Genomic DNA, 20,967 nt, shown 5'->3' with positions numbered 1-20,967 from the left:
ACGCAAGAGTATAGCCCAAATCCCGAGCCCAAACAAACACTTAGAGCGATTGACGCGACACCCGACCACAGGCATCGTGGCGAAAACCCCCACAGGAGAGCATCGCATGCGTTCCTACCTTCACATTCGCGCCCGCCGCGCCCTGCTCGCGGGCGTGCTTGCCAGCGGCGCCTGGCTTGGCCACATGGCCGCCGCCGCGGCCGCCGACGCCCTGCCTGTCGACCAGATCAGGCTGCCGCCTGGATTTCGCATCGACGTGCTGAGCCAGGCGGTGCCGGAAGCGCGCGGCATGACCCTGTCGCCGGCCGGCACCCTGTTCATCGGCACGCGCGGCGAAGGCAAGGTGTATGCGATCAGCGGCCCGCTCGCCGGCAGCCCGCAGGTGCGCACCGTCGCCACGGGGCTGACCATGCCGGTGGGCGTGGCCTTCCGCAACGGCGCGCTGTACGCCTCGTCGACCTCGCGCATCGTGCGGCTCGACGATATCGAGGCGCGCCTGGACAATCCGCCCGCTCCCGTCGTGGTAAGCGACCGCTTTCCCGGCGAGGCGCAACACGGCTGGAAGTTCATCGCCTTCGGACCCGACGGCTACCTCTACGTACCGGTCGGCGCGCCCTGCAACATCTGCAAGCCGGACGAGAACCGCTACGCCAACATCATGAAGATGAAGCCCGACGGCAGCGACCTGCAGGTGGTCGCGCGCGGCGTGCGCAATACGGTCGGCTTCGACTGGCAGCCCGGCACGCGCCAGCTCTGGTTTACCGACAACGGCCGCGACAACCTCGGCGACGACGTGCCGGACGACGAGCTCAACCACCTCACCCGCGCGGGCCAGCACTTCGGCTATCCGTACTGCCATGCCGGCGACATCGCCGACCCGGAATTCGGCAAGCAGCGCGCCTGCTCCGAATTCGTGCCGCCGGCGGCAAAGCTCGGCGCCCACGTTGCCGCGCTGGGCATGCGCTTCTATACCGGATCGCAATTTCCTGCCGAATATCGCAACAATATCTTTATTGCCGAACATGGCAGCTGGAACCGCTCCCAGCCGATCGGCTACCGCGTGGTCAGGGTGGTGCTCGACGAGCGTGGCCAGGCCGTGCGCCAGGAGGTCTTCGCGCAGGGCTGGCTGCAGGACGGCAAACCCTGGGGCCGGCCGGTCGACGTGCAGGTGGCGCCCGACGGCTCGCTGCTGGTCAGCGACGACCTCGCGGGCGCGGTCTACCGCATCCGCTATGCGCCATGAGGTGAACACAGGAATCTTTCACGAATGTGATATTTCCTGGCAGAAGGGGACGAAACAATCCGTTACACCGGTAACGGCTTTTGCCTAGGCGCGCCGGATGCGCGTGCGTACCATGATTCCATCTTCCGACAACATCGCCGCGCGACAGGAAACTGGGATTCCGCATGTTCCCCCGCATTCTCCTGCGCGACCCGGTGGCAGGCATCGTGCTGGCCGTCCTTCTTCTCGGCCTCAGCGGCGCCGGCCATGCACAGGTCGCGTTCTGGCAACATAGCCGGCCCGAAGGCCGGAGCATGGCCAATGCCCGCGCACCGGCGGGCCAGGGCGGCTGGGAGATGGCCAGCGTGCGCGCCGAGCGCCAGGACCACGTACGCGCCCAGATCGAACGGATGGAAGCCCGCGCCCGCGCCGACGACCGCCTCAACGGCCGTCCCCTGCCCCCGCAGGAACGCGACGACGAGCGCGGTCGCCCGGCCGAGCGCAGCGCGCAGGCAGACCCCGTGCGCAGCGAACAGCGCAATTCCGGCATCGGCCCGGGCTGGCAGGCCCGCGGGCGCGACGGCGGCCGGTAGCCGCCAACTTTCCCCCTCCCCTTTCTTGCCTTGCACCTTCGTGCCGCCCCCGCGCTTGCCACGGCGGCTGCGCCTGCGCCATGCCGGTGCCGCGTCGTGCGCGTCACGCGCCGGCGTACAATGAGCGCCGGCGCCAGCATGGCTGGCGCGTGACTGCCCCGCCGGCACGTTTCGCCGGCCCCTCACTTCGCCGCCGCCCGATGCCTGCCGCCACTCCAGCCTCCGCCGCCACCAAGACCGCCCGCGCCACCCCCGGCAAATCCAAGCTGCTCACGGTGGCGCTGGCCTTCCTGCTGGGCAGCCTCGGCCTGCACCGCTTCTACCTGGGCGGGCTGCGCGACAAGTTCGGCTGGGCTCACCTGCTGGCCACGCTGGCCGGCGCGATCGGCGTGGCGTCGATGCAGACTGGGGCCGGCGCGCCGGCGCTGAACTGGACCTTCGCGGTCGCCGGCGGCGCCTCCGTGATCGCCGCCTTCCTCACGGCCATCGTGTACGGGCTGCGCCCCGACGAGAAGTGGGACGCGCGCTTCAATCCGCACGGCCAGCCCACCCGCTCGGGCTGGCCGGTCGTGATCCTGGTCATCCTGTCGCTGCTGATCGGCACCGGCCTGTTGATGGCCGGCCTCGCCATCAGCTTCCAGACCTTCTTCGAATCCCAGGTCGAAGCGGCGCGGGCACTCTCGCAGTAACCGTGGCCGCCCGGCACATCCCGTAGCGCGGTCCGCAGGACAGCGCGGCCCCGCCTCGCCTCTATCGGCTGCGCTCCGGCAGCAGCACCGTCGTGACGCTGGTTTGCGCCACATCATCAAGCCGCCGCGTGGGGCGCTTATGATGCGAACGCCGGAAGCGAACAGCAGCAATAGACGCAGCACCAGACGCGAGCATGGCCGAACCGAAAGGAGCGCCACCGAATGGACAGCCACGAACATCCGCAGAGCGAAAAACACCAGCACGGCCACGTGCACCGGCACGGCAATCCGCACGACCACCAGCACGCCCGCGCGCCGGCCGCAGAATCCGCGCCGGCGCCGGAAGGCACTATCTATACCTGCCCCATGCACCCGGAGATCCGGCAGGACCATCCCGGCAACTGCCCGAAATGCGGCATGACGCTGGAACCGCTCATGCCGGAGCCGGAAGACGCGGAGAACCCCGAACTGGCCGACTTCCAGCGGCGCTTCTGGTGGACCCTGCCGCTGACCGCCGCGGTCTTCATCCTGGCCATGTCCGGCCACCAGTTCGGCTGGATGGAGGCCAGCGCGCAAAGCTGGGTGGAACTGGCCCTGTCCACGCCGGTGGTCCTGTGGGCGGGATACCCGTTCCTGGCGCGCTGCGTCCGGTCCTTCGTGCAGCGCAGCCCCAATATGTGGACGCTGATCGGCCTCGGTACCGGGGCGGCCTATATCTATAGTGTCATTGCCACCGTGGCGCCCGGACTATTCCCGCAGGACTTCGCCGCGCACGGCCGCGTCGGCGTGTATTTCGAGGCGGCCGCGGTGATCATCTCGCTGACCCTGGTCGGCCAGCTGCTCGAGCTCAAGGCCCGCTCGCAGACCTCGGCGGCGATCAGGTCCCTGCTCGGCCTGGCGCCAAAGACGGCGCGCCGCATCAACGCCGACGGCAGCGAAGAGGATGTGCCACTGGGCCACGTCCATGTGGGCGACCGCCTGCGCGTGCGGCCGGGCGAGAAGGTCCCGGTCGACGGCGTGGTGACCGAGGGGACCAGTTCGCTCGACGAGTCGATGATCACCGGGGAGCCGATCCCCGTGACCAAGCGCGTCGGGGACCATGTGATCGGGGCCACCATGAACGCGTCCGGCAGCCTGGTCATCGAGTCCGAGAAGGTCGGTTCCCGGACGGTGCTGTCCCAGATCGTGCAGATGGTCGCCCAGGCGCAGCGCTCGAAGGCGCCGATGCAGCGGATGGCGGACAAGGTGGCCGGCGTGTTCGTGCTCGCGGTCATCGCCGTCGCCCTGCTCACGCTGCTGGCGTGGGGGCTGTTCGGCCCGCAGCCGAGCTGGGGGTATGGCCTCATCAATGCCGTCGCGGTCCTCATCATCGCCTGCCCGTGCGCGCTCGGGCTGGCGACCCCCATGTCCATCATGGTCGCGAGCGGCAAGGGCGCGTCCACGGGCGTGCTGTTCCGCGATGCCTCGGCCATCGAGAACCTGCGCAAGGTCGATACGCTGATCGTGGACAAGACCGGGACGCTCACCGAAGGCCGGCCGACCTTCGAGCGCAGCATCGGCGCCAACGGATTTTCGGACCAGGAAGTGCTGCGCCTGGCGGCCAGCCTCGACCAGGGCAGCGAGCATCCGCTGGCGGCCGCCATCGTCGCGGCGGCCCGCGCGCAGGATCTGCGGCTGGCCACGCCGGCGGATTTCGAATCGGGTTCCGGCATCGGCGTGCGCGGCACCGTGGAAGGCAGGAAACTCGCCCTCGGCAACACCGCGCTGATGGAAACCGAAGCCGTTCCCACCGCCGCCCTCGGCGAGGCCGGCGACGGCCTGCGCGCGCAAGGCGCGAGCGTCATGTATCTCGCCGTCGACGGCACGCTCGCAGGCCTGCTGGCGGTGTCGGACCCGGTCAAGGCGACCACGCCCGAAGCGCTGCGCAGCCTGAAGGCGCAAGGCATCCGCGTGGTGATGGCCACCGGCGACGGCGTGGCCACGGCCCGGGCCGTGGCGGCCAGGCTGGGCATCGACGAATACCACGGCGAGGTCAAGCCGGCGGACAAGCTGGCGCTGGTCGCGCGGTTCCAGCAGGAAGGCCGCGTGGTGGCCATGGCCGGGGACGGCATCAACGACGCCCCGGCGCTGGCCCGGGCCGACGTCGGCATTGCCATGGGCACCGGCACGGACGTGGCGATGAACAGCGCCCAGGTCACGCTGGTGAAAGGCGACCTGCGCGGCATCGCCCGCGCCAGGAAGCTGTCCGAAGCGACGATCCGCAACATGAAGCAGAACCTCGGCTTTGCCTTCGTGTACAACGCGCTGGGCGTGCCGCTGGCGGCCGGCGCCCTGTACGGCGCGACCGGACTGCTGCTGTCGCCGATGTTCGCGGCGCTGGCCATGAGCCTGAGCTCGGTGTCGGTGGTCTCCAACGCCCTGCGCCTGCGGCGCACGGCGGTGTGAGGGAACGCAGCGGCGGCGGCATCGCGCGGCCTCTCAGAACAGCGATTGCTGCGCGGATGGCTTCGGCGGGACGCGGAACAGGTCGGCCCGCAGCGGCCGCCGCTGCTGGTTGAGTCCGAAGCGGCGGCAGGCCTGCTCGAAGCGCTTGCCGACCAGCTCGGCGAAGATGCCGGTGCCGCGCATGCGCTGGCCGAACTCCGAGTGATTGTGCTTGCCGTCGCGGATCTGCTCGATCAGGCTCATGACATGGCGGCGCCGCCCCGGGTAATGCTGCTCCAGCCATTCCACGAAGATGTCGCGCACCTCCAGCGGCAGGCGCAGCATGACGTAGCCGGCCGATCCGGCGCCGGCCTCGGCGGCCGCCTCCAGCACGCGCTCGATGTCGAAGTCCGTCAGCGCCGGAATGACGGGCGCCACCATGACACCGGTGGGAATGCCCTGCCCGGCGAGGCGCCGCACCCCCTCCATGCGTTTGGCCGGCGTATTGGCGCGCGGCTCGAGCCGCCGGGCAATATCCGCGTCGAGCGTGGTGATCGAGATATAGACCCGGGCCAGATCCTTCGCCGCCATGCGGGCGAGGATGTCGGCGTCGCGCGTGACCAGCGACGACTTGGTGGTGATGGCCACCGGGTGGTTGAATTCCTCGAGCACCTCGAGGATGGCGCGCGTGAGCCCGTGCTCCCGTTCGATCGGCTGGTAAGGATCGGTATTGGTGCCGAGCGCGATCACCGAGGGCACGTAGCTCTTGCGCCCCAGCTCGCGCCGCAGCAGCTCGGCCGCATTCGGCTTGGCGAACAGCTGCGTCTCGAAGTCCAGCCCGGGCGACAGCCCCAGGTAGGCGTGCGTCGGGCGCGCGAAGCAGTACGAGCAGCCATGCTCGCAGCCGCGGTAGACGTTGATCGACTGGTCGAACGGGATGTCGGGCGACTGGTTCCGCGTGATGATGGATTTCGCTTCTTCGAGGACCACGATGGTCTTCGGCTGGGGCGGCTCTCCATGGGCTTCCAGGACTGCCGCGAGACCATCGTCGTCGGGCTCGCGCGACCAGCCGTCGAAGCGGGATTCGACGTTCGAAAGCGCCCCGCGGCCGCGCCGGAAACTGGTCTTGAGTGACGCCATGACAACTCCTGCTGGGCATTACGATGTACTGTATGAATATACAGTATCAAGGTATGGCTTGCAGGTTTTCCGGGGCGTGCCGGCGCGCGTGAGACGCCCCGCGGCGGTGGGTCCCGCCCTCAGGCCGGCGGCGCCTTTTCGTCGACCGCGATCGCGAGCGTCTCCTTGATCTCTTCCATCACCACGTAGCTCTTGGACTGCGCGGCGCCGGGCAACTGCAGCAGGATGTCGCCGAGCAGGCGCCGGTATTCGCCGATCTCGCGGATGCGCGCCTTGATCAGGTAATCGAAGTCGCCCGACACCAGGTGGCACTCCAGCACTTCGGGAATGCGCGACACTTCGCGGCGGAACTGCTCGAACATGTTGCCGGACTTGTTGCCCAGCGAGATTTCCACGAATACCAGCAGGCCGCTGCCCAGCAGCGCGGGATTGAGCCGCGCGTAGTAGCCCATGATCACGCCGTCGCGCTCCATGCGCTTGACCCGCTCGATGCAGGGCGTGATGGTCAGCCCCACCGCTTCGGCCAGCTCTTTCATCGACATGCGCCCGTCGGCCTGGAGCAGCGCCAGGATCCTGCGGTCCAGCCGGTCCAGGCTGCGCACGGGTTGCCGGCTCGTTCTCATGAGTAGTTCCTGTTTCCCTGAAAATTACGACAACTATGACTGCACATATTTAAATATTATAGAGTTAATTACTTTATCCACCTTGATTTCTGGTTCAGGCCCCCGACTATGCGCGTTCTCGTACTTGGCAGCGGTGTGATTGGCGTGACAAGCGCCTGGTATCTGGCCCGTGCCGGCCATGAAGTCACGGTGATCGACCGCGAGGCCGCGCCCGCGCTCGGCACCAGTTTCGCCAACGCCGGCCAGATCTCGCCCGGTTATGCGTCGCCGTGGGCCGCGCCCGGCGTGCCGCTCAAGGCCATCAAGTGGATGTTCCAGGAGCACGCTCCGCTCACGGTGCGCCCGGACGGCACGCTGTTCCAGCTGCAATGGATGTGGCAGATGCTGATGAACTGCTCGGCCGAGCGCTACGCCGTCAACAAGGAACGCATGGTGCGGCTGGCCGAATACAGCCGCGACTGCATCCGCGCGCTGCGCGCCGATACCGGCATCGCGTACGAAGGCCGCCAGCAAGGCACGCTGCAGGTTTTCCGCACGCCGGAGCAGCTCGACGGCGCGGCCAAGGACATCGCCGTGCTCGAGCAGGCCGGCGTGCCCTACCAGTTGCTGTCGCGCGAAGACCTCGCCGCGAGCGAACCGGCCCTGGCCGCGGTCAGCCACAAGCTGAGCGGCGGCCTGCGGCTGCCCAACGACGAAACCGGCGACTGCCAGTTGTTCACCACCCAGCTCGCGGCGATGGCCGAAGGCCTGGGCGTGAAGTTCCACTACAACCGCTCCATCGACGGACTGCTGACCAAGGGCGACGCGGTTACCGGCGCGATGGTCGGCGGCCAGCCGGTGACGGCCGACCTGGTGGTGGTGGCGCTGGGAAGCTGGTCGACCCCGTTCGTGAAGAACTTCCTGCCGGGCATCTCGAACCTGCCGGTCTACCCGCTCAAGGGCTTCTCCATCACCGTGCCGATGACCGACGCGGCGCGCAGCCCGGTGTCGACCGTGCTCGACGAGACCTACAAGGTCGCCATCACGCGCTTCGACGACCGCATCCGCGTGGGCGGCATGGCCCAGATCGTCGGCTACGACCGTTCGCTGGACCCGTCCAAGCGCCGCACGCTGGAGCACGTGATGAACGACCTGTTCCCGGGGGCCGGCGACGTCAGCCGCGCCACCTTCTGGACCGGCCTGCGCCCGATGACCCCGGACGGCACGCCCATCGTCGGCCCGACCCCCGTCAAGGGCCTGTGGCTCAACACCGGCCACGGCACGCTGGGCTGGACCATGGCCTGCGGCTCGGGCAAGCTGCTGTCGGACCTGGTGTCGGGCACCTCGCCGGCCATCCGCGCCGACGACCTGTCCGTGGCCCGCTATATCAGGCAGCCGGGCGCGCGCGCCGCGCACCGCCCCGCCGTGGCCTGAGCCGGCCAAGCCCGCGCCCGAAAAAAAAGGGCGGCCCCTCCCGGGGCCGCCCTTCTTGCTTCTGCCGCGCAGCCGTCAGAACTGCGCTTCGCTCAAGGCATTGACCGGCGCCGCGCCAGCCACGATGGCGTCGCGCAAACCCGATGCCTGCGAAAGGATGTGCTCGGCGAAGAAATGCGCGGTCGCGATCTTGGCATCGTGGAACGCCGCATCCTCGCCGTGCCTGGCCTGCGCGGCCAGCATCGCGCGGGCGAGCTGCCAGCCCGAGAACACGATGCCGCACAGCTTCAGGTAAGGCACGCTGCCGGCGAACACCGCGTTTGGATCCGACTTGGCATTGCCGGCCACGAACGCCACCACGGCTTCGAGCGCCGCGCGGCCGCGGGCCAGTTGCGCCTGCACCGCCGCGAAGGCCGCCCCGCCCTGCTGGCCCAGCGCGGCCTCGGTCTCGGCGATCTGCGCGCAGATCGCGCGCGCGGTCGCGCCGCCGTCGCGCACGGTCTTGCGCCCGACCAGGTCGTTGGCCTGGATGGCAGTGGTGCCTTCGTAGATCGGCAGGATGCGCGCGTCGCGGTAGTGCTGGGCGGCGCCGGTCTCTTCGATGAAACCCATGCCGCCGTGCACCTGCACGCCGAGGCTGGTGACCTCGATCGACAGCTCGGTGCTCCAGCCCTTGACGATGGGCACCAGGAACTCGTAGAAGGCCTGGTACTGCCGGCGCACAGCCTCGTCGGGGTGCTGGTGCGCGGTGTCGCAGGCGGCCGCGGCCACGTAGGCCACCGCGCGCGCGCCTTCGGTCAGCGCGCGCATGGTCATCAGCATGCGCTTGACGTCCGGGTGGTGGATGATGGTGACCGCCTCGCGCGCGGAGCCGTCGACCGGGCGGCTCTGCACGCGCTCGCGGGCAAACGCCACGGCCTGCTGGTAGGCGCGCTCGGACACCGCCACGCCTTGCATGCCGACCGAAAAGCGCGCCGAGTTCATCATGATGAACATGTACTCGAGGCCGCGGTTCTCCTCGCCGACCAGCGTGCCGATGGCGCCGCCGTGGTCGCCGAACTGCAGCACGGCGGTGGGGCTGGCCTTGATGCCGAGCTTGTGCTCGATCGACACGCAGTGCACGTCGTTGCGCGCGCCGGTGGAGCCGTCTTCGTTGACCAGGAACTTGGGCACGATGAACAGCGAGATGCCTTTCACGCCCTCGGGCGCATCGGGCGTGCGCGCCAGCACGAGATGGACGATGTTCTTCGCCATGTCGTGCTCGCCGTAGGTGATGAAGATCTTGGTGCCGAACACCTTGTAGGTGCCGTCGCCCTGCGGCTCGGCGCGCGTGCGCACGGCGGCCAGGTCCGAGCCGGCCTGCGGCTCGGTCAGGTTCATGGTGCCGGTCCATTCGCCCGAGATCAGCCTGGGCAGGAAGGCGGCCTTCTGCGCGTCGCTGCCCGCGGTGAGCAGCGCCTCGATGGCGCCGTCGGTCAGCAGCGGGCACAGCGCGAACGAGAGGTTGGCGCTGTTGAGCATCTCGTTGCACGCCGTGGCGATCAGCTTGGGCAGGCCCTGCCCGCCGAATTCCTGCGGATGCAGCACGCCCTGCCAGCCGCCTTCGGCGAACTGGCGGAAGGCGTCCTTGAAGCCGGGCGTGGTCGTGACCACGCCGTCCTTCCAGCGGCTGGGGTCGGTGTCGCCGATGCGGTTGAGCGGCGCCACCACTTGTTCGTTGAACTTGGCCGCCTCGTCGAGCACCGCCTGCGCCGTCTCCGGCGTGGCGTCCTCGAAGCCGGGCAGCTTGCTGACTGCGCCGAGGCCAGCCAGTTCGTTCATCACGAACAGCATGTCCTTGAGCGGGGCACGGTAGGTCATCGATGTCTCCGGATGTGTATAAAAAAGCCGTTCGCGGGCGGGCCCGGAACGGCTTGCACTTTCTGGGCGGGCCCGGCAGGGCCCGCGCGATCAGCCCAGCGCCGCCACCAGTTCCGGCACGACGGTGTTCAGGTCGCCAACCAGGCCGTAGTCAGCCACCGAGAAGATCGGCGCTTCGGCATCCTTGTTGATCGCCACGATCACCTTGGAGTCCTTCATGCCGGCCAGATGCTGGATCGCGCCCGAGATGCCGACGGCGATGTACAGCTGCGGCGCGACGATCTTGCCGGTCTGGCCGACCTGGTAGTCGTTGGGCACGAAGCCGGCGTCCACCGCGGCGCGCGAGGCGCCCATGGCGGCGTTCAGCTTGTCGGCCAGCGGCGTCAGCACCTTGGTGTAGTTCTCGCCCGAACCCACGCCACGGCCACCGGACACGATGATCTTGGCCGCGGTCAGTTCCGGGCGGTCGCTCTTGGTGACTTCGCGCGAGACGAACTGCGAGATGCCCGTGTCGGCCACGGCCGGCAGGCTTTCCACGGCGGCCGAGCCGCCTTCGGCGGCGGCGGCGTCGAAGCCGGTGCCGCGCACGGTGATGACCTTGACCTTGTCCGACGATTGCACGATCGAGATCGCGTTGCCGGCGTAGATCGGGCGCTCGAAGGTGTCCGGGCCGTCGACCTTGGTGATGTCCGACAGCTGGGCCACGTCGAGCTTGGCGGCCACGCGCGGCAGGATGTTCTTGCCGTAGGCGGTGGCGGGCGCCAGGATGTGGCTGTAGTCGCTGGCGATGGCCAGGACCTGTTCGGCGATGTTCTCGGCCAGGCCGTCGCCGAAATACGGCGCGTCGGCCAGCAGCACCTTGGACACGCCGGCGATCTTGGCGGCCGCGTCGGCAGCCGCCCTGGCATTGGCGCCGGCAACCAGCACGTGGACGTCGCCGCCGCACTGGACGGCTGCCGTCACGGTGTTCAGCGTGGCCGACTTGATGGATTGGTTGTCGTGTTCAGCAATGACGAGTGCAGTCATGTTTTATCTCCTGGCGCTCAGATGACCTTGGCTTCGTTCTTCAGCTTCTGCACCAGCGTCGCGACGTCCGGCACCATCACACCCGCGCTGCGCTTGGGCGGCTCGACGACCTTGACGGTCTTCAGGCGCGGCGCGACGTCGACGCCGAGGTCCTCGGGCTTGACGGTCTCGAGCGGCTTCTTCTTGGCCTTCATGATGTTGGGCAGCGTGACGTAGCGCGGCTCGTTCAGGCGCAGGTCGGTGGTGACCACCGCCGGCAGCTTGAGCGACAGCGTTTCCAGCCCGCCATCCACTTCGCGCGTCACCGATGCACGGCCATCGGCGACCGTCACCTTGGAGGCGAAGGTCGCTTGCGGCAGGCCCGCCAGCGCGGCCAGCATCTGGCCGGTCTGGTTGGAATCGTCGTCGATGGCCTGCTTGCCCAGGATCACCAGTTGCGGCTGCTCCTTGTCCACCAGTGCCTTGAGCAGCTTGGCCACGGCCAGCGGCTGCAGCTCTTCGCCCGACTCGACCAGGATGCCGCGGTCGGCGCCGATCGCCATCGCGGTGCGCAGGGTTTCCTGGCATTGCGCCACGCCGCACGACACGGCGATCACCTCGGTCGCCACGCCGGCTTCCTTCAGGCGCACCGCTTCTTCCACGGCGATTTCGTCAAACGGGTTCATGCTCATCTTGACGTTGGCCAGATCCACGCCCGAGCCGTCCGACTTGACCCGGACCTTGACGTTGTAATCCACCACGCGCTTGACTGCGACGAGTACTTTCATGCGCTCACTCCACTGATAGTCGATAGTCAGAAATTTGGTTCGCCCGCCATTATAACCACCGGGTTGGCGGCCTTCTTGTTTTTCGAACGGTCGTACTATTTTATCGGCAAAGAATTGCCGGGCATAGCCCGGCAACGCGAAAACCTGGGGCCATTGTGCCGCGGGCTGCCCTGCGGCACGGCGGTTTGGAGGTTTTTCTCCAACTTACCAGGCGGTAATCACCGAATCCTTGTAGGTGCTCTGCACATACTGCTTGACCTCGGGCGAGTGGTAGGCCTTCACCAGCTTGGCTACCCACGGCTTGTTCTTGTCGGCTTCGCGAACGGCGATCAGGTTGGCATAGGGACCCTTCGGGCCTTCCATGGCGATCGCGTCCTTGGTCGGCGACAGTCCGGCGGACTCGGCATAGTTGCCGTTGATGGCGGCGGCGTCGAGGTCGTCCAGCGAGCGCGGCAGCTGGGCGGCGTCCAGTTCCACGATCCTGATCTTCTTCGGGTTGGACACGATGTCCAGCGGCGTGGCCTTCAGGCCGGCGTCCGGGCGCAGCTTGACGAGGCCCTTGCTCTGCAGCAGCAGCAGGCCGCGGCCGCCGTTGGTGGGATCGTTGGGCACGCCCACGCGCGCGCCGTCCTTGAGCTGGTCGAGCGACTTGAGCTTCCTGGAGTACACGCCCATCGGGAAGGTCACGGTAAAGCCGACGTTGGCGAACTTGTAGCCGCGGTCCTTGATCTGCGCTTCCAGGTACGGCAGGTGCTGGTAGCTGTTGGCGTCGAGGTCGCCGGCGGCCAGCGCGGCGTTGGGCTGGATGTAGTCGCTGAACTCCACCACCTGGATGTTGAGGCCGTCCCTGGCCGCGACCTTCTTCACCTGCTCCATGATCTGGGCGTGCGGGCCGCCCGTGACGCCGACCTTGACCGGCTTTTCCTGGGCGAGAGCGCCGGTGGCGAAGGTGGCGCCAACAATGGCGGCGCCGGCGATCCATTGCAGCACGTTGCGACGTTGCATGACTGGCTTCCTTGTTTCTCGAATGCTCTGACTCTGGTTTTCCGCGCGCGTGGCCCGCGCGCTGTTGCCGCGCTGGCTTTTCGCGTGCGCCTTACTTATGGCTGATGCGCCGCACCAGCCAGTCGCCGAAGCTCTGCACCGCCTGCACGAAGACGATCAGGATCAGCACCACCGCCACCATCACCTCGGTGATGTAGCGCTGGTAGCCATAGCGGATGCCCAGGTCGCCCAGCCCGCCGCCGCCGATGGCGCCGGCCATGGCCGAGTAGCCGACCAGGCTGACGAAGGTGATGGTCAGGCCGGCCACGATGCCGGGCATGGCCTCGGGCAGCAGCACCTTCATGACGATCTGGCCGGTGGTCGCGCCCATCGACTGGGCGGCTTCCACCAGGCCCTTGTCGACTTCGCGCAGCGCGCTTTCCACCAGGCGCGCGATGAACGGAATCGCGGCGATGGTCAGCGGCACCACGGCGGCCGTGGTGCCGATCGACGAGCCGACGATAAAGCGCGTGAACGGGATCACCACCACCAGCAGGATGATGAAGGGAATCGAGCGCACCGCGTTGACCACCACGCCGATGGTGCGGTTGAACAGCGGGTGCGACAGCACGCCGCCGCGGTTGGTCAGGTGCAGCAGCACGCCCAGCGGCACGCCGAACAGCGCGCCGACCACGCCCGAGATGCCCACCATCAGCAGGGTCTCGTTGAACGAGGTCAGGAACAGGTCAAACATTTCAGACCACATGCTCGATCTCCTCCACCACCACGCCTTGTTCTTGCAGGAATGCCATGGCCGCCTTGACGTCGGCCAGCTCGCCCGTGGCCATGATGGCCAGCGAGCCGAAGGCCTGGCCCTGGATCTCGTCGATATGCCCGTGCAGGATATTGAAATCGAGCCCGTGGCGGCGGATGGCCTGGGCCAGCACCGGCTGGTCCACGCCGGCGCCGGTGAAGGCCAGGCGGTAGACGTGGTCGCGCCCGTTGCCGAGCCGGCTTTCCACGCGCTTGAGCACGCTGGCCGGCAGTTCCTGGGCGATCACGTCGCCGATCATCGCGCGCGTGACCGCATGCTGCGGGCGCAGGAAGACGTCGATCACGCGGCCGGTTTCCACCACCTGCCCCGCTTCGAGCACGGCAACGCGGTCGCAGACCTGTTTGATCACTTCCATCTGGTGCGTGATCATGACGATGGTCAGGCCCAGGTCGCGGTTGATCTGCTTGAGCAGCTCCAGGATGGCGCGCGTGGTTTCGGGGTCGAGCGCGGAGGTGGCCTCGTCGGACAGCAGCACCTTGGGCTTGCTGGCCAGCGCGCGGGCGATGCCCACGCGCTGCTTCTGGCCGCCGCTGATCTGGGCGGGATAGCGGTCCTTCAGCGCCGTCAGGCCGACCAGTTCCAGCAGCGGCAGCACGGTCGCGGAAATCTCGCTCCTGGACTTGCCGGCCAGCTCCAGCGGCAGCGCCACGTTGTCGTACACAGTGCGCGACGACAGCAGGTTGAAATGCTGGAAGATCATGCCGATGTCGCGGCGAGCCTGGCGCAGCGCGCCGCTGTCGAGCGCGGTCAGGTCCTGGCCGGCGACGATCACGCGGCCGGCGCTGGGGCGGTTGAGCAGGTTGATGGCCCGCACCAGCGTGCTCTTGCCGGCACCGCTGCGGCCGATGATGCCGAAGACCTCGCCCGAAGCGATGGACAGGCTGACATCCCGCAATGCATGCACCTCGCCCGACCCGCCGGGGAAGCGCTGCGATAAACCTTGCAGTTCGATCATGTGAAATGAAAACGGCAACAGGCGAGAAATGTCTCAAGCGCTGTTGCCGCATCTTATTTTTTTGGCGAAGCTCGCATTTTAAGCGATCCGCTTCATGCCAGAAACGAATTTTTGCCGATGTCTTTATATGCTCGCAGCATATAGAACAACGAAAAGCTGCTTAGGCGCCGCCCCAGGAGGGCGGGCGCTTGTCCAGGAAGGCCTGCACGCCTTCCAGTGCCGACTCGTCCATCATGTTGCAGGCCATGGTCTGGCCGGCAAGCTGGTAGGCCGCCTCGATGCCCATCTCGAGCTGGCGGTAGAACAGCCCCTTGCCGGCGGCCACCGCCGCGGCCGGCTTCGCGCAGATGCTGGCGGCCAGGCGCGCGACCTCGGCGTCGAGTGCAGCGGGCGGCACCACGCGGTTGACCAGGCCGCGCTCGCGCGCCTGCGCCGCGTCGATCATGTCGCCGGTCAGCAGCATTTCCAGCGCCTGCTTGCGCGAGACGTTGCGCGACAGCGCCACGCCGGGGGTCGAGCAGAACAGGCCGAGGTTGACGCCGGACACCGCGAAGCGCGCATCGTCCGCCGCCACCGCCAGGTCGCACATCGCCACCAGCTGGCAGCCGGCGGCGGTGGCGATGCCCTGCACGCGCGCGATCACGGGCTGGGGCATCTTGTGGATCGCCATCATCATGCGCGTGCAGCGGTCGAACAGCCCGCGGTAGTAGGCATGCGAGGGGCTGGCGCGCATCTCGCGCAGGTCGTGGCCCGCGCAGAAGGCGCGCCCGGCGCCGGCCAGCACCACCACGCGCACCGCGGGATCGGCCGCGATGCGGGAGAAGGCGGCGGCGAGCGCGTCCAGCAGGCCTTCGGACAAGGCGTTGAAAGCCTTGGGGCGGTTCATCGTCAGCCGCAGCACGCCCGCGGCGTCCAGGCTTTCGGCCAGCAGCGGCGTGGCCGCGCGGTTGTCGGTTTCGGCCATGCCGGTCTCCTGTGTGCCTATTGTTCGAGCAGCACCTTGAGGTGCGCCAGCACGCTGCGGCCGAGCGCGCTGAGGTTGTAGCCGCCTTCCAGGCAACTGACGATGCGCCCCTTCGCGTGGGTGCGGGCGACCTCCATCAGTTGCGAGGTGATCCAGGCGTAGTCCTGCTCGACCAGGCCCATCTGCCCGAGGTCGTCCTCGCGGTGGGCGTCGAAGCCCGCCGAGATGAACAGCATCTGCGGCTTGAACTCATGCAGGCGCGGCAGCCAGATCGTCTCCACCACTTCGCGCACCGCCAGGCCGTTGGTATAGGCCGGCAGCGGGATGTTCGACATATTGGCGGCGATATGCTCGGTGCCGCTGTAGGGATAGAACGGGTGCTGGAAGAAGCTGCACATCAGCACCTGCGGGTCGCAGCGGAATGCCGCCTCGGTGCCGTTGCCGTGGTGCACGTCGAAGTCGACGATGGCCACCCGCTCCAGCCCGTGCGCGGCCAGCGCGTGGCGCGCCGCGACCGCCACGTTGTTGTAGAAGCAGAAGCCCATCGCGCGGTCCGGCTCGGCGTGGTGGCCGGGCGGACGCACGCAGCAGAAGGCGTTCTCGATCTCGCCCGCGATCACCGCGTCGGTGGCGGCCACGGCGGCGCCGGCCGCCAGGCCGGCGGCGGCCAGCGTGTGGCTGTTCATCAGCGTGTCCGGGTCGATCGGGTGGTAGCCGCTGGCGGGGCTGGCCGCGGCGAGGCTGGCCACGTATTCCGGCCGGTGCACGCGGCCGATCTGCTCGGCGGTGGCGGGCGGGGCTTCGCGCCGGTCCAGCAGGCCGTCCATGCCGTGCGAGATCAGCTGGTCCTCGATGGCCTGCAGGCGCTCCGGGCACTCCGGATGAAAATGCCCCATCTCATGCAGCAGGAATTCGGGATGCGTGTAGAAGCCTGTCGGCATGTCTTATTGCTTTATGGTTGTCTCCATTCGCTACGTTAGCACATGCCGGGCCAGCCACCCAGCCGGGTGCCGCGCGCGCACCATCCGCTATACTCGCAGCGACTTGCAAAGGACACCATGACCGACATCCAGCGCTCCTTGCGCCGCCCACTGCTGGGCGCCGCGCTTTCCGCTGCCGCATTGAGCTTGTGCGGCGTCTCCCCCGCCCTGCTCGCGGCCGGCAAGCGCAGCGCGAGCGTGCGCGAAGAAGAGATCGAGCCGGGCCGCTACCGCGACAATCCCAAGAGCCGCGCCTTCATCGACGACATGGTGGCGCGCCACGGCTTCTCCCGCACCCTGCTCGAAGGCTGGTTCGGCCAGACCGTCTATTCGTCCACGGTCGCGCGCCTGATCATGCCGCCGGCCACGCCGGGGCGCAAAAGCTGGCGCGCCTACCGCTCGCGCTTCATCGAGCCGATCCGCATCAACGCCGGCGTGCGCTTCTGGCAGCAGAACCGCGACACGCTGCGCCGCGCCGAGGCCGAGTTCGGCGTGCCGGCCTCCGTGATCGTCGGCATCATCGGCGTGGAGACCATCTACGGGCGCGACATGGGCACGTTCCGCGTGATCGATTCGCTCTCCACGCTGGCCTTCGACTATCCCGACACGCCCAACCGCGATGCCCGCACCACGCTGTTCCGCAACCAGCTCGCGGACTACCTGCTGTGGTGCCGGGACACCAATACCGACGTGTTCTCGGTGCTGGGCTCCTACGCCGGCGCGGTCGGCATCCCGCAGTTCATGCCCACCAGCCTGCGCGAATATGCCATCGACTACGACGGCGACGGTCACATCGACCTGCGCAACAGCCCCACCGATGCCATCGGCAGCGTGGGCCGCTTCCTGCAGCTGCACGGCTGGGAACAGGGCCGCCCGGTGGTGTGGCGCATCGCCACCGACGAGGGCAGCCGCGGCATCGCCGCCGCCGCGGCCGACGGCGAGCCGTGGCCGACCCGCACGCTCAACCAGTTGCTCAAGACCGGCCTGCGCGTGGACGAGCCGATCGACCTCGCGCGCGAAGGCGAGACCGGCGTGCTGGTGGTGGACCTGCCCACGCCCGGCGAGACCACCGACTACATGCTGGGCCTGCGCAATTTCTACGTGCTCACGCGCTATAACCGCAGCTTCTTTTATGCGCTGGCGGTGTACCAGCTAGGCGAGGCGGTCAAGTCGGCGATGGGCTGACGCGGGCCGCCGCCCGGCAACAGGCAAAAAAGCCCCGCCGTAGTCCGAGCGGGGCTTTTTGCTGGCGCGCGGCGCGGACCTCAGGCCGGGAACACCCCGGTGGAAAGATAGCGGTCGCCGCGGTCGCACACCACGAAGACGATGGTGGCGTTCTCCACTTCCTCGGCGATGCGCAGCGCCACGCACAGCGCGCCCGCGGCCGAGATGCCGCAGAAGATGCCTTCCTCGCGCGCCATGCGGCGGGCCATGTGCTCGGCGTCGCCCTGGCTGACCAGCTCGGTGCGGTCGATGAACTTGGGATCGTAGATCTTCGGCATGTACGCCTCCGGCCACTTGCGGATGCCGGGAATGCGCGAGCCCTCGGCCGGCTGCGCGCCGACCACCTGCACCGCCGCGCTCTGCTCCTTGAGGTAGCGCGACACGCCGGTGATGGTGCCGGTGGTGCCCATGGCGGAGACGAAATGAGTGATGCGCCCTTCGGTTTCCTGCCAGATCTCGGGGCCGGTGGTCTCGTAGTGGGCCAGCGGGTTGTCAGGGTTGGCGAACTGGTCGAGGATCACGCCGCGGCCATCGCGCTCCATGGAGTCGGCGAGGTCGCGCGCGTACTCCATGCCGCCCTTGACGGGGGTGAGGATGATCTCCGCGCCATAGGCGGCCATGCTCTGGCGGCGCTCCATGCTCAGGTCTTCCGGCATGATCAGCACCATCTTGTAGCCGCGGATGGCGGCCGCCATGGCCAGCGCGATACCGGTGTTGCCAGAGGTGGCCTCGATCAGCGTGTCGCCCGGCTTGATGCGGCCGCGCGCCTCGGCGCGGGCGATCATCGACACCGCCGGCCGGTCCTTGACCGAGCCCGCCGGGTTGTTGCCCTCGAGCTTGCCGAGGATTACGTTGCCGCGCGGGGCGCCGGCCGCGCCGGGAATGCGCTGCAGTTGCACCAGCGGCGTATTGCCGATGGTGTCTTCGATCGTCTTGTAGGCCATGGTGAGCGGGATTCCAAATGTCGGCGGACATTGTAATCCAGTCGTAATACTCGCGTCGGCGGCATGCCGGGCCCCCGCGGCCCCGGCATGCCGCCGCCTCATGGCATGTCCGACACGTCAGGCACGTTCAGCGCGTTCGGCACGCTCAGGCCTCGGCCTCGCTCTTGCGCCCACCCAGCAGGTGGTACAGCAGGATGGCGCCGAAGGTGGCGGTGCCGATGCCGCCCAGCGCCATGCCGCCCAGCTTGAGGGTCAGGTCGCCGGCTGCCACGGTCAGCGTGGCGCCGACCGTGATGAGGTTGCGCGAGCTCGAGAAGTCCACCTTGTTCTCGACCCAGATGCGCCCCGCCGTGGCGGAGATCAGGCCGAACACGACGATGGTCAGGCCGCCGATCACCGGGCCAGGAATGGTCAGGATCAGCGCGCCGAACTTGGGCGAGAAGCCCAGGATGAGCGCCACCACGGCGGCCACCACGAAGATCAGCGTGGAGTAGATCCGCGTCACCGCCATCACGCCCATGTTCTCGGCGTAGGTGGTCACGCCGGTGCCGCCGCCGCCCGCCGAGATGATGGTGGCAATGCCGTCGCCGATAAAGGCGCGGCCGATGTACGGATCGAGATTGCGCCCGGTCATCACGCTGATGGCCTTGATGTGTCCGAGGTTCTCGGCCACCAGCACGATCGCCACCGGCGCGATCAGCAGCATCGCGCTGGCCTGGAACACCGGCGCGGTAAACACCGGCAAGCCGAACCAGCTGGCCGCGGCCACGCCGGAAAAGTCGATGGCCTTGCCCAGCCCCATGAGGTTGGTGCAGACGTAGTACAGCAGGTAGCCGAACAGCCCGCCGACCAGCACCGGCAGGCGGCGCAGCATGCCCGGCGCGTGCACCGCCACCAGGCCCACCGCCAGCACCGTGGCCAGACCCACCCACGTATCCAGCGCGGCGCCGCTCACGGCCCTGACCGCCACCGGCGCGAGGTTCAGCCCGATGGCGGCGACGATCGCGCCCGTCACCACGGGCGGCATCAGCCGCTCCACCCAGCGGTATCCCACCGCCTGCACCACCAGCCCGATGAGCAGGTAGAGCGCCCCCGCGGCGATGATGCCGCCGAGCGCGACCGGGATGTTGGGGTTGGGGCCGCTGCCGGCATAACCGGTGGCGGCGATCACCACCGCGATGAACGCGAAGCTCGAGCCCAGGTAGCTCGGCACCCTGCCGCGCACGCACAGGAAGAAGATCAGCGTGCCGATGCCCGAGAACAGGATCGCGATGTTGGGATTGAAGCCCATCAGGATCGGCGCGATGGCAGTCGAGCCGAACATCGCCACCACGTGCTGGATGCCCGCCAGGACGGTCTGGCCGGCAGGCAGCCGTTCGTCAGGCGCGATCACGCCATGCGTCTTCAGCCGCCACTTGGGCAGGAATCCCGCGTCCTCACCATTTCCCATCGTCGAGCTCCCTTTCTTATCTTGGCCTGGCTGCCCGCTCGCGGGCAGGTCCGGCTCGAATTGGTTTGTCGTGGCCGCGCAGCCGGCTCGGTCCGCGCGGGCGTGCGCATGATACCGCGCGGCCGCATTCATGCGAAGCCACCGGGACTAGCACAAGCCGTACCAGCGTGCGCCGGCGCCGGGGCGGCGCATTGCCACGATCATGGTGCATGAATGCAGGAAGCCCCGGACGCGTCCGGGGCTTCGGCGGTGCAGCGCGCGCTGCGCGCGTGCTACCTGGCGGCCTTCGCCGGCGCCTTGTCCGCGGGCTTGGCCTCCTTCTTCGCCACGGCGGCGGCGGACTTCGGCGCGGTGCCCGCGCCGATGGTCATGCCGGCTTCCTCCAGCCGCGCCACCGACTTCTGGCCGAGGCCCTTGACGCGGTCGGCGAGGTCGGCGGCATCCTTGAAGGGGCCGCCCTTGGTCCGCTCGGCGACGATGGTGCTGGCCGTGGCCGGGCCGATGCCCTTGAGCGTCACCAGGGTGGCCTCGTCGGCGGTGTTCACATCGACGGCGGCATATGCCGCGCCCGCCAGCGAAAAGCAGAGCGCAAGCGCCAGCACCGCATGCCTGGACACCAGCTTGATCGACTGCTGGATCGACTGCTTGATCGACTGCCTGATTGCCTGATTGAGCATGGAGATTCTCCTATCCGTTGTGAAGGTTGCCGCGCCCTGGCTGGACGCGGCAAGACGGAGGATAGAAGCGCGCGGCGCGCTTGGCGCATCCTGCAACCAAAGTTCACCTCGGCTACCAAGGTGTGTCCGCGCAAGGCGCCAAAAGAAAAACGCGCGCCGAAGCGCGCGTCCAGGCTGCCTGGCAAGGCCAGCTTGCC

19 protein-coding genes are annotated in these 20,967 nt (G+C 68.2%); 6 read left to right on the top strand and 13 right to left on the bottom strand.

What is annotated here, in order from left to right:
• Positions 1–106 precede the first annotated feature (106 nt).
• The 4 genes from ACKI2N_RS05815 (at position 107) to ACKI2N_RS05800 (ending at position 4,949) form a co-directional block, all read left to right on the top strand.
• On the top strand, positions 107–1,243 hold the full coding sequence (locus ACKI2N_RS05815) for a PQQ-dependent sugar dehydrogenase (protein WP_420992847.1): 1,137 nt from the start codon (positions 107–109) through the stop codon (positions 1,241–1,243).
• A 164-nt stretch (positions 1,244–1,407) separates the two neighbouring features.
• A complete protein-coding gene (locus ACKI2N_RS05810; protein ID WP_420992848.1) occupies positions 1,408–1,815 on the top strand; it encodes a hypothetical protein in 408 nt (135 codons plus the stop codon).
• 200 nt (positions 1,816–2,015) lie between these two features.
• On the top strand, positions 2,016–2,504 hold the full coding sequence (locus tag ACKI2N_RS05805; RefSeq protein ID WP_420992849.1) for an NINE protein: 489 nt from the start codon (positions 2,016–2,018) through the stop codon (positions 2,502–2,504).
• Positions 2,505–2,726: 222 nt separating this feature from the next.
• Positions 2,727–4,949: a copper-transporting P-type ATPase gene (locus tag ACKI2N_RS05800; protein ID WP_420992850.1), complete on the top strand. Its 2,223-nt coding sequence runs from the start codon at positions 2,727–2,729 to the stop codon at positions 4,947–4,949.
• 33 nt (positions 4,950–4,982) lie between these two features.
• Here ACKI2N_RS05800 and ACKI2N_RS05795 read toward each other — a convergent pair whose 3' ends face one another.
• Both ACKI2N_RS05795 and ACKI2N_RS05790 read right to left on the bottom strand, forming a co-directional pair.
• Complete coding sequence (locus tag ACKI2N_RS05795) at positions 4,983–6,068, bottom strand: PA0069 family radical SAM protein (protein WP_420992851.1); 1,086 nt, start codon at positions 6,066–6,068, stop codon at positions 4,983–4,985.
• A 119-nt stretch (positions 6,069–6,187) separates the two neighbouring features.
• Complete coding sequence (locus ACKI2N_RS05790) at positions 6,188–6,691, bottom strand: Lrp/AsnC ligand binding domain-containing protein (RefSeq protein ID WP_420992852.1); 504 nt, start codon at positions 6,689–6,691, stop codon at positions 6,188–6,190.
• Positions 6,692–6,799: 108 nt separating this feature from the next.
• On the opposite strand from ACKI2N_RS05790, the gene ACKI2N_RS05785 reads away from it, so the two are divergent.
• The gene (locus ACKI2N_RS05785; protein WP_420992853.1) at positions 6,800–8,104 is read left to right on the top strand and encodes a D-amino acid dehydrogenase; all 1,305 of its coding nucleotides are present in this window, start codon (positions 6,800–6,802) and stop codon (positions 8,102–8,104) included.
• 75 nt (positions 8,105–8,179) lie between these two features.
• Here the strand turns inward: ACKI2N_RS05785 and ACKI2N_RS05780 are convergent, their stop codons facing one another.
• The 8 genes from ACKI2N_RS05780 to ACKI2N_RS05745 all read right to left on the bottom strand — a co-directional run bounded on the left by ACKI2N_RS05780 (position 8,180) and on the right by ACKI2N_RS05745 (position 16,436).
• Positions 8,180–9,964, bottom strand: coding sequence for an acyl-CoA dehydrogenase (locus ACKI2N_RS05780; RefSeq protein ID WP_420992854.1), 1,785 nt, complete (start codon positions 9,962–9,964; stop codon positions 8,180–8,182).
• Between the two features lie 90 nt (positions 9,965–10,054).
• Positions 10,055–10,990 (bottom strand): electron transfer flavoprotein subunit alpha/FixB family protein, encoded by a 936-nt coding sequence (locus ACKI2N_RS05775; RefSeq protein ID WP_420992855.1) that lies wholly within the window; start codon positions 10,988–10,990, stop codon positions 10,055–10,057.
• A 17-nt stretch (positions 10,991–11,007) separates the two neighbouring features.
• Entirely contained in the window at positions 11,008–11,757 is a 750-nt protein-coding gene (locus ACKI2N_RS05770; RefSeq protein ID WP_420992856.1) for an electron transfer flavoprotein subunit beta/FixA family protein, read from the bottom strand.
• A gap of 204 nt (positions 11,758–11,961) precedes the next feature.
• Positions 11,962–12,762, bottom strand: coding sequence for a MetQ/NlpA family ABC transporter substrate-binding protein (locus ACKI2N_RS05765; protein WP_420992857.1), 801 nt, complete (start codon positions 12,760–12,762; stop codon positions 11,962–11,964).
• A gap of 91 nt (positions 12,763–12,853) precedes the next feature.
• Entirely contained in the window at positions 12,854–13,507 is a 654-nt protein-coding gene (locus ACKI2N_RS05760; protein ID WP_029043184.1) for a methionine ABC transporter permease, read from the bottom strand.
• A complete protein-coding gene (locus tag ACKI2N_RS05755; RefSeq protein ID WP_420992858.1) occupies positions 13,497–14,531 on the bottom strand; it encodes a methionine ABC transporter ATP-binding protein in 1,035 nt (344 codons plus the stop codon). The genes ACKI2N_RS05760 and ACKI2N_RS05755 overlap by 11 nt, the downstream gene beginning before the upstream one ends.
• Before the next feature lie 160 nt (positions 14,532–14,691).
• Positions 14,692–15,495: an enoyl-CoA hydratase gene (locus ACKI2N_RS05750; protein ID WP_420992859.1), complete on the bottom strand. Its 804-nt coding sequence runs from the start codon at positions 15,493–15,495 to the stop codon at positions 14,692–14,694.
• A 17-nt stretch (positions 15,496–15,512) separates the two neighbouring features.
• Positions 15,513–16,436 (bottom strand): histone deacetylase family protein, encoded by a 924-nt coding sequence (locus tag ACKI2N_RS05745; RefSeq protein WP_420992860.1) that lies wholly within the window; start codon positions 16,434–16,436, stop codon positions 15,513–15,515.
• 117 nt (positions 16,437–16,553) lie between these two features.
• On the opposite strand from ACKI2N_RS05745, the gene mltB reads away from it, so the two are divergent.
• Positions 16,554–17,660: a lytic murein transglycosylase B gene (mltB, locus tag ACKI2N_RS05740; protein WP_420992861.1), complete on the top strand. Its 1,107-nt coding sequence runs from the start codon at positions 16,554–16,556 to the stop codon at positions 17,658–17,660.
• Positions 17,661–17,740: 80 nt separating this feature from the next.
• Here mltB and cysM read toward each other — a convergent pair whose 3' ends face one another.
• The 3 genes from cysM to ACKI2N_RS05725 all read right to left on the bottom strand — a co-directional run bounded on the left by cysM (position 17,741) and on the right by ACKI2N_RS05725 (position 20,770).
• Complete coding sequence (gene cysM, locus ACKI2N_RS05735) at positions 17,741–18,643, bottom strand: cysteine synthase CysM (protein ID WP_420992862.1); 903 nt, start codon at positions 18,641–18,643, stop codon at positions 17,741–17,743.
• Between the two features lie 145 nt (positions 18,644–18,788).
• Positions 18,789–20,093 (bottom strand): solute carrier family 23 protein, encoded by a 1,305-nt coding sequence (locus ACKI2N_RS05730; RefSeq protein WP_420992863.1) that lies wholly within the window; start codon positions 20,091–20,093, stop codon positions 18,789–18,791.
• A gap of 272 nt (positions 20,094–20,365) precedes the next feature.
• Entirely contained in the window at positions 20,366–20,770 is a 405-nt protein-coding gene (locus ACKI2N_RS05725) for a ComEA family DNA-binding protein (protein WP_420992864.1), read from the bottom strand.
• Between the last annotated feature and the right edge of the window lie 197 nt (positions 20,771–20,967).

This window comes from Cupriavidus sp. 30B13, assembly GCF_049059565.2.
Classification (GTDB): Bacteria; Pseudomonadota; Gammaproteobacteria; order Burkholderiales; family Burkholderiaceae; genus Cupriavidus.
Note: the sequence above shows the minus strand (reverse complement) of the source record. Positions and strands in the feature narration are given on the sequence as shown.

Coding starts and splice junctions, on each gene's coding strand:
- ACKI2N_RS05795 (WP_420992851.1), bottom strand. CDS start 6,068: ATGGCGTCACTCAAGACCAGTTTCCGGCGCGGCCGCGGGGCGCTTTCG.
- ACKI2N_RS05775 (WP_420992855.1), bottom strand. CDS start 10,990: ATGACTGCACTCGTCATTGCTGAACACGACAACCAATCCATCAAGTCG.
- mltB (WP_420992861.1), top strand. CDS start 16,554: ATGACCGACATCCAGCGCTCCTTGCGCCGCCCACTGCTGGGCGCCGCG.
- ACKI2N_RS05810 (WP_420992848.1), top strand. CDS start 1,408: ATGTTCCCCCGCATTCTCCTGCGCGACCCGGTGGCAGGCATCGTGCTG.
- ACKI2N_RS05750 (WP_420992859.1), bottom strand. CDS start 15,495: ATGGCCGAAACCGACAACCGCGCGGCCACGCCGCTGCTGGCCGAAAGC.
- ACKI2N_RS05765 (WP_420992857.1), bottom strand. CDS start 12,762: ATGCAACGTCGCAACGTGCTGCAATGGATCGCCGGCGCCGCCATTGTT.
- ACKI2N_RS05760 (WP_029043184.1), bottom strand. CDS start 13,507: ATGTGGTCTGAAATGTTTGACCTGTTCCTGACCTCGTTCAACGAGACC.
- ACKI2N_RS05785 (WP_420992853.1), top strand. CDS start 6,800: ATGCGCGTTCTCGTACTTGGCAGCGGTGTGATTGGCGTGACAAGCGCC.
- ACKI2N_RS05730 (WP_420992863.1), bottom strand. CDS start 20,093: ATGGGAAATGGTGAGGACGCGGGATTCCTGCCCAAGTGGCGGCTGAAG.
- ACKI2N_RS05800 (WP_420992850.1), top strand. CDS start 2,727: ATGGACAGCCACGAACATCCGCAGAGCGAAAAACACCAGCACGGCCAC.
- ACKI2N_RS05745 (WP_420992860.1), bottom strand. CDS start 16,436: ATGCCGACAGGCTTCTACACGCATCCCGAATTCCTGCTGCATGAGATG.
- ACKI2N_RS05790 (WP_420992852.1), bottom strand. CDS start 6,691: ATGAGAACGAGCCGGCAACCCGTGCGCAGCCTGGACCGGCTGGACCGC.
- ACKI2N_RS05770 (WP_420992856.1), bottom strand. CDS start 11,757: ATGAAAGTACTCGTCGCAGTCAAGCGCGTGGTGGATTACAACGTCAAG.
- ACKI2N_RS05815 (WP_420992847.1), top strand. CDS start 107: ATGCGTTCCTACCTTCACATTCGCGCCCGCCGCGCCCTGCTCGCGGGC.
- ACKI2N_RS05755 (WP_420992858.1), bottom strand. CDS start 14,531: ATGATCGAACTGCAAGGTTTATCGCAGCGCTTCCCCGGCGGGTCGGGC.
- ACKI2N_RS05805 (WP_420992849.1), top strand. CDS start 2,016: ATGCCTGCCGCCACTCCAGCCTCCGCCGCCACCAAGACCGCCCGCGCC.
- ACKI2N_RS05725 (WP_420992864.1), bottom strand. CDS start 20,770: ATGCTCAATCAGGCAATCAGGCAGTCGATCAAGCAGTCGATCCAGCAG.
- cysM (WP_420992862.1), bottom strand. CDS start 18,643: ATGGCCTACAAGACGATCGAAGACACCATCGGCAATACGCCGCTGGTG.
- ACKI2N_RS05780 (WP_420992854.1), bottom strand. CDS start 9,964: ATGACCTACCGTGCCCCGCTCAAGGACATGCTGTTCGTGATGAACGAA.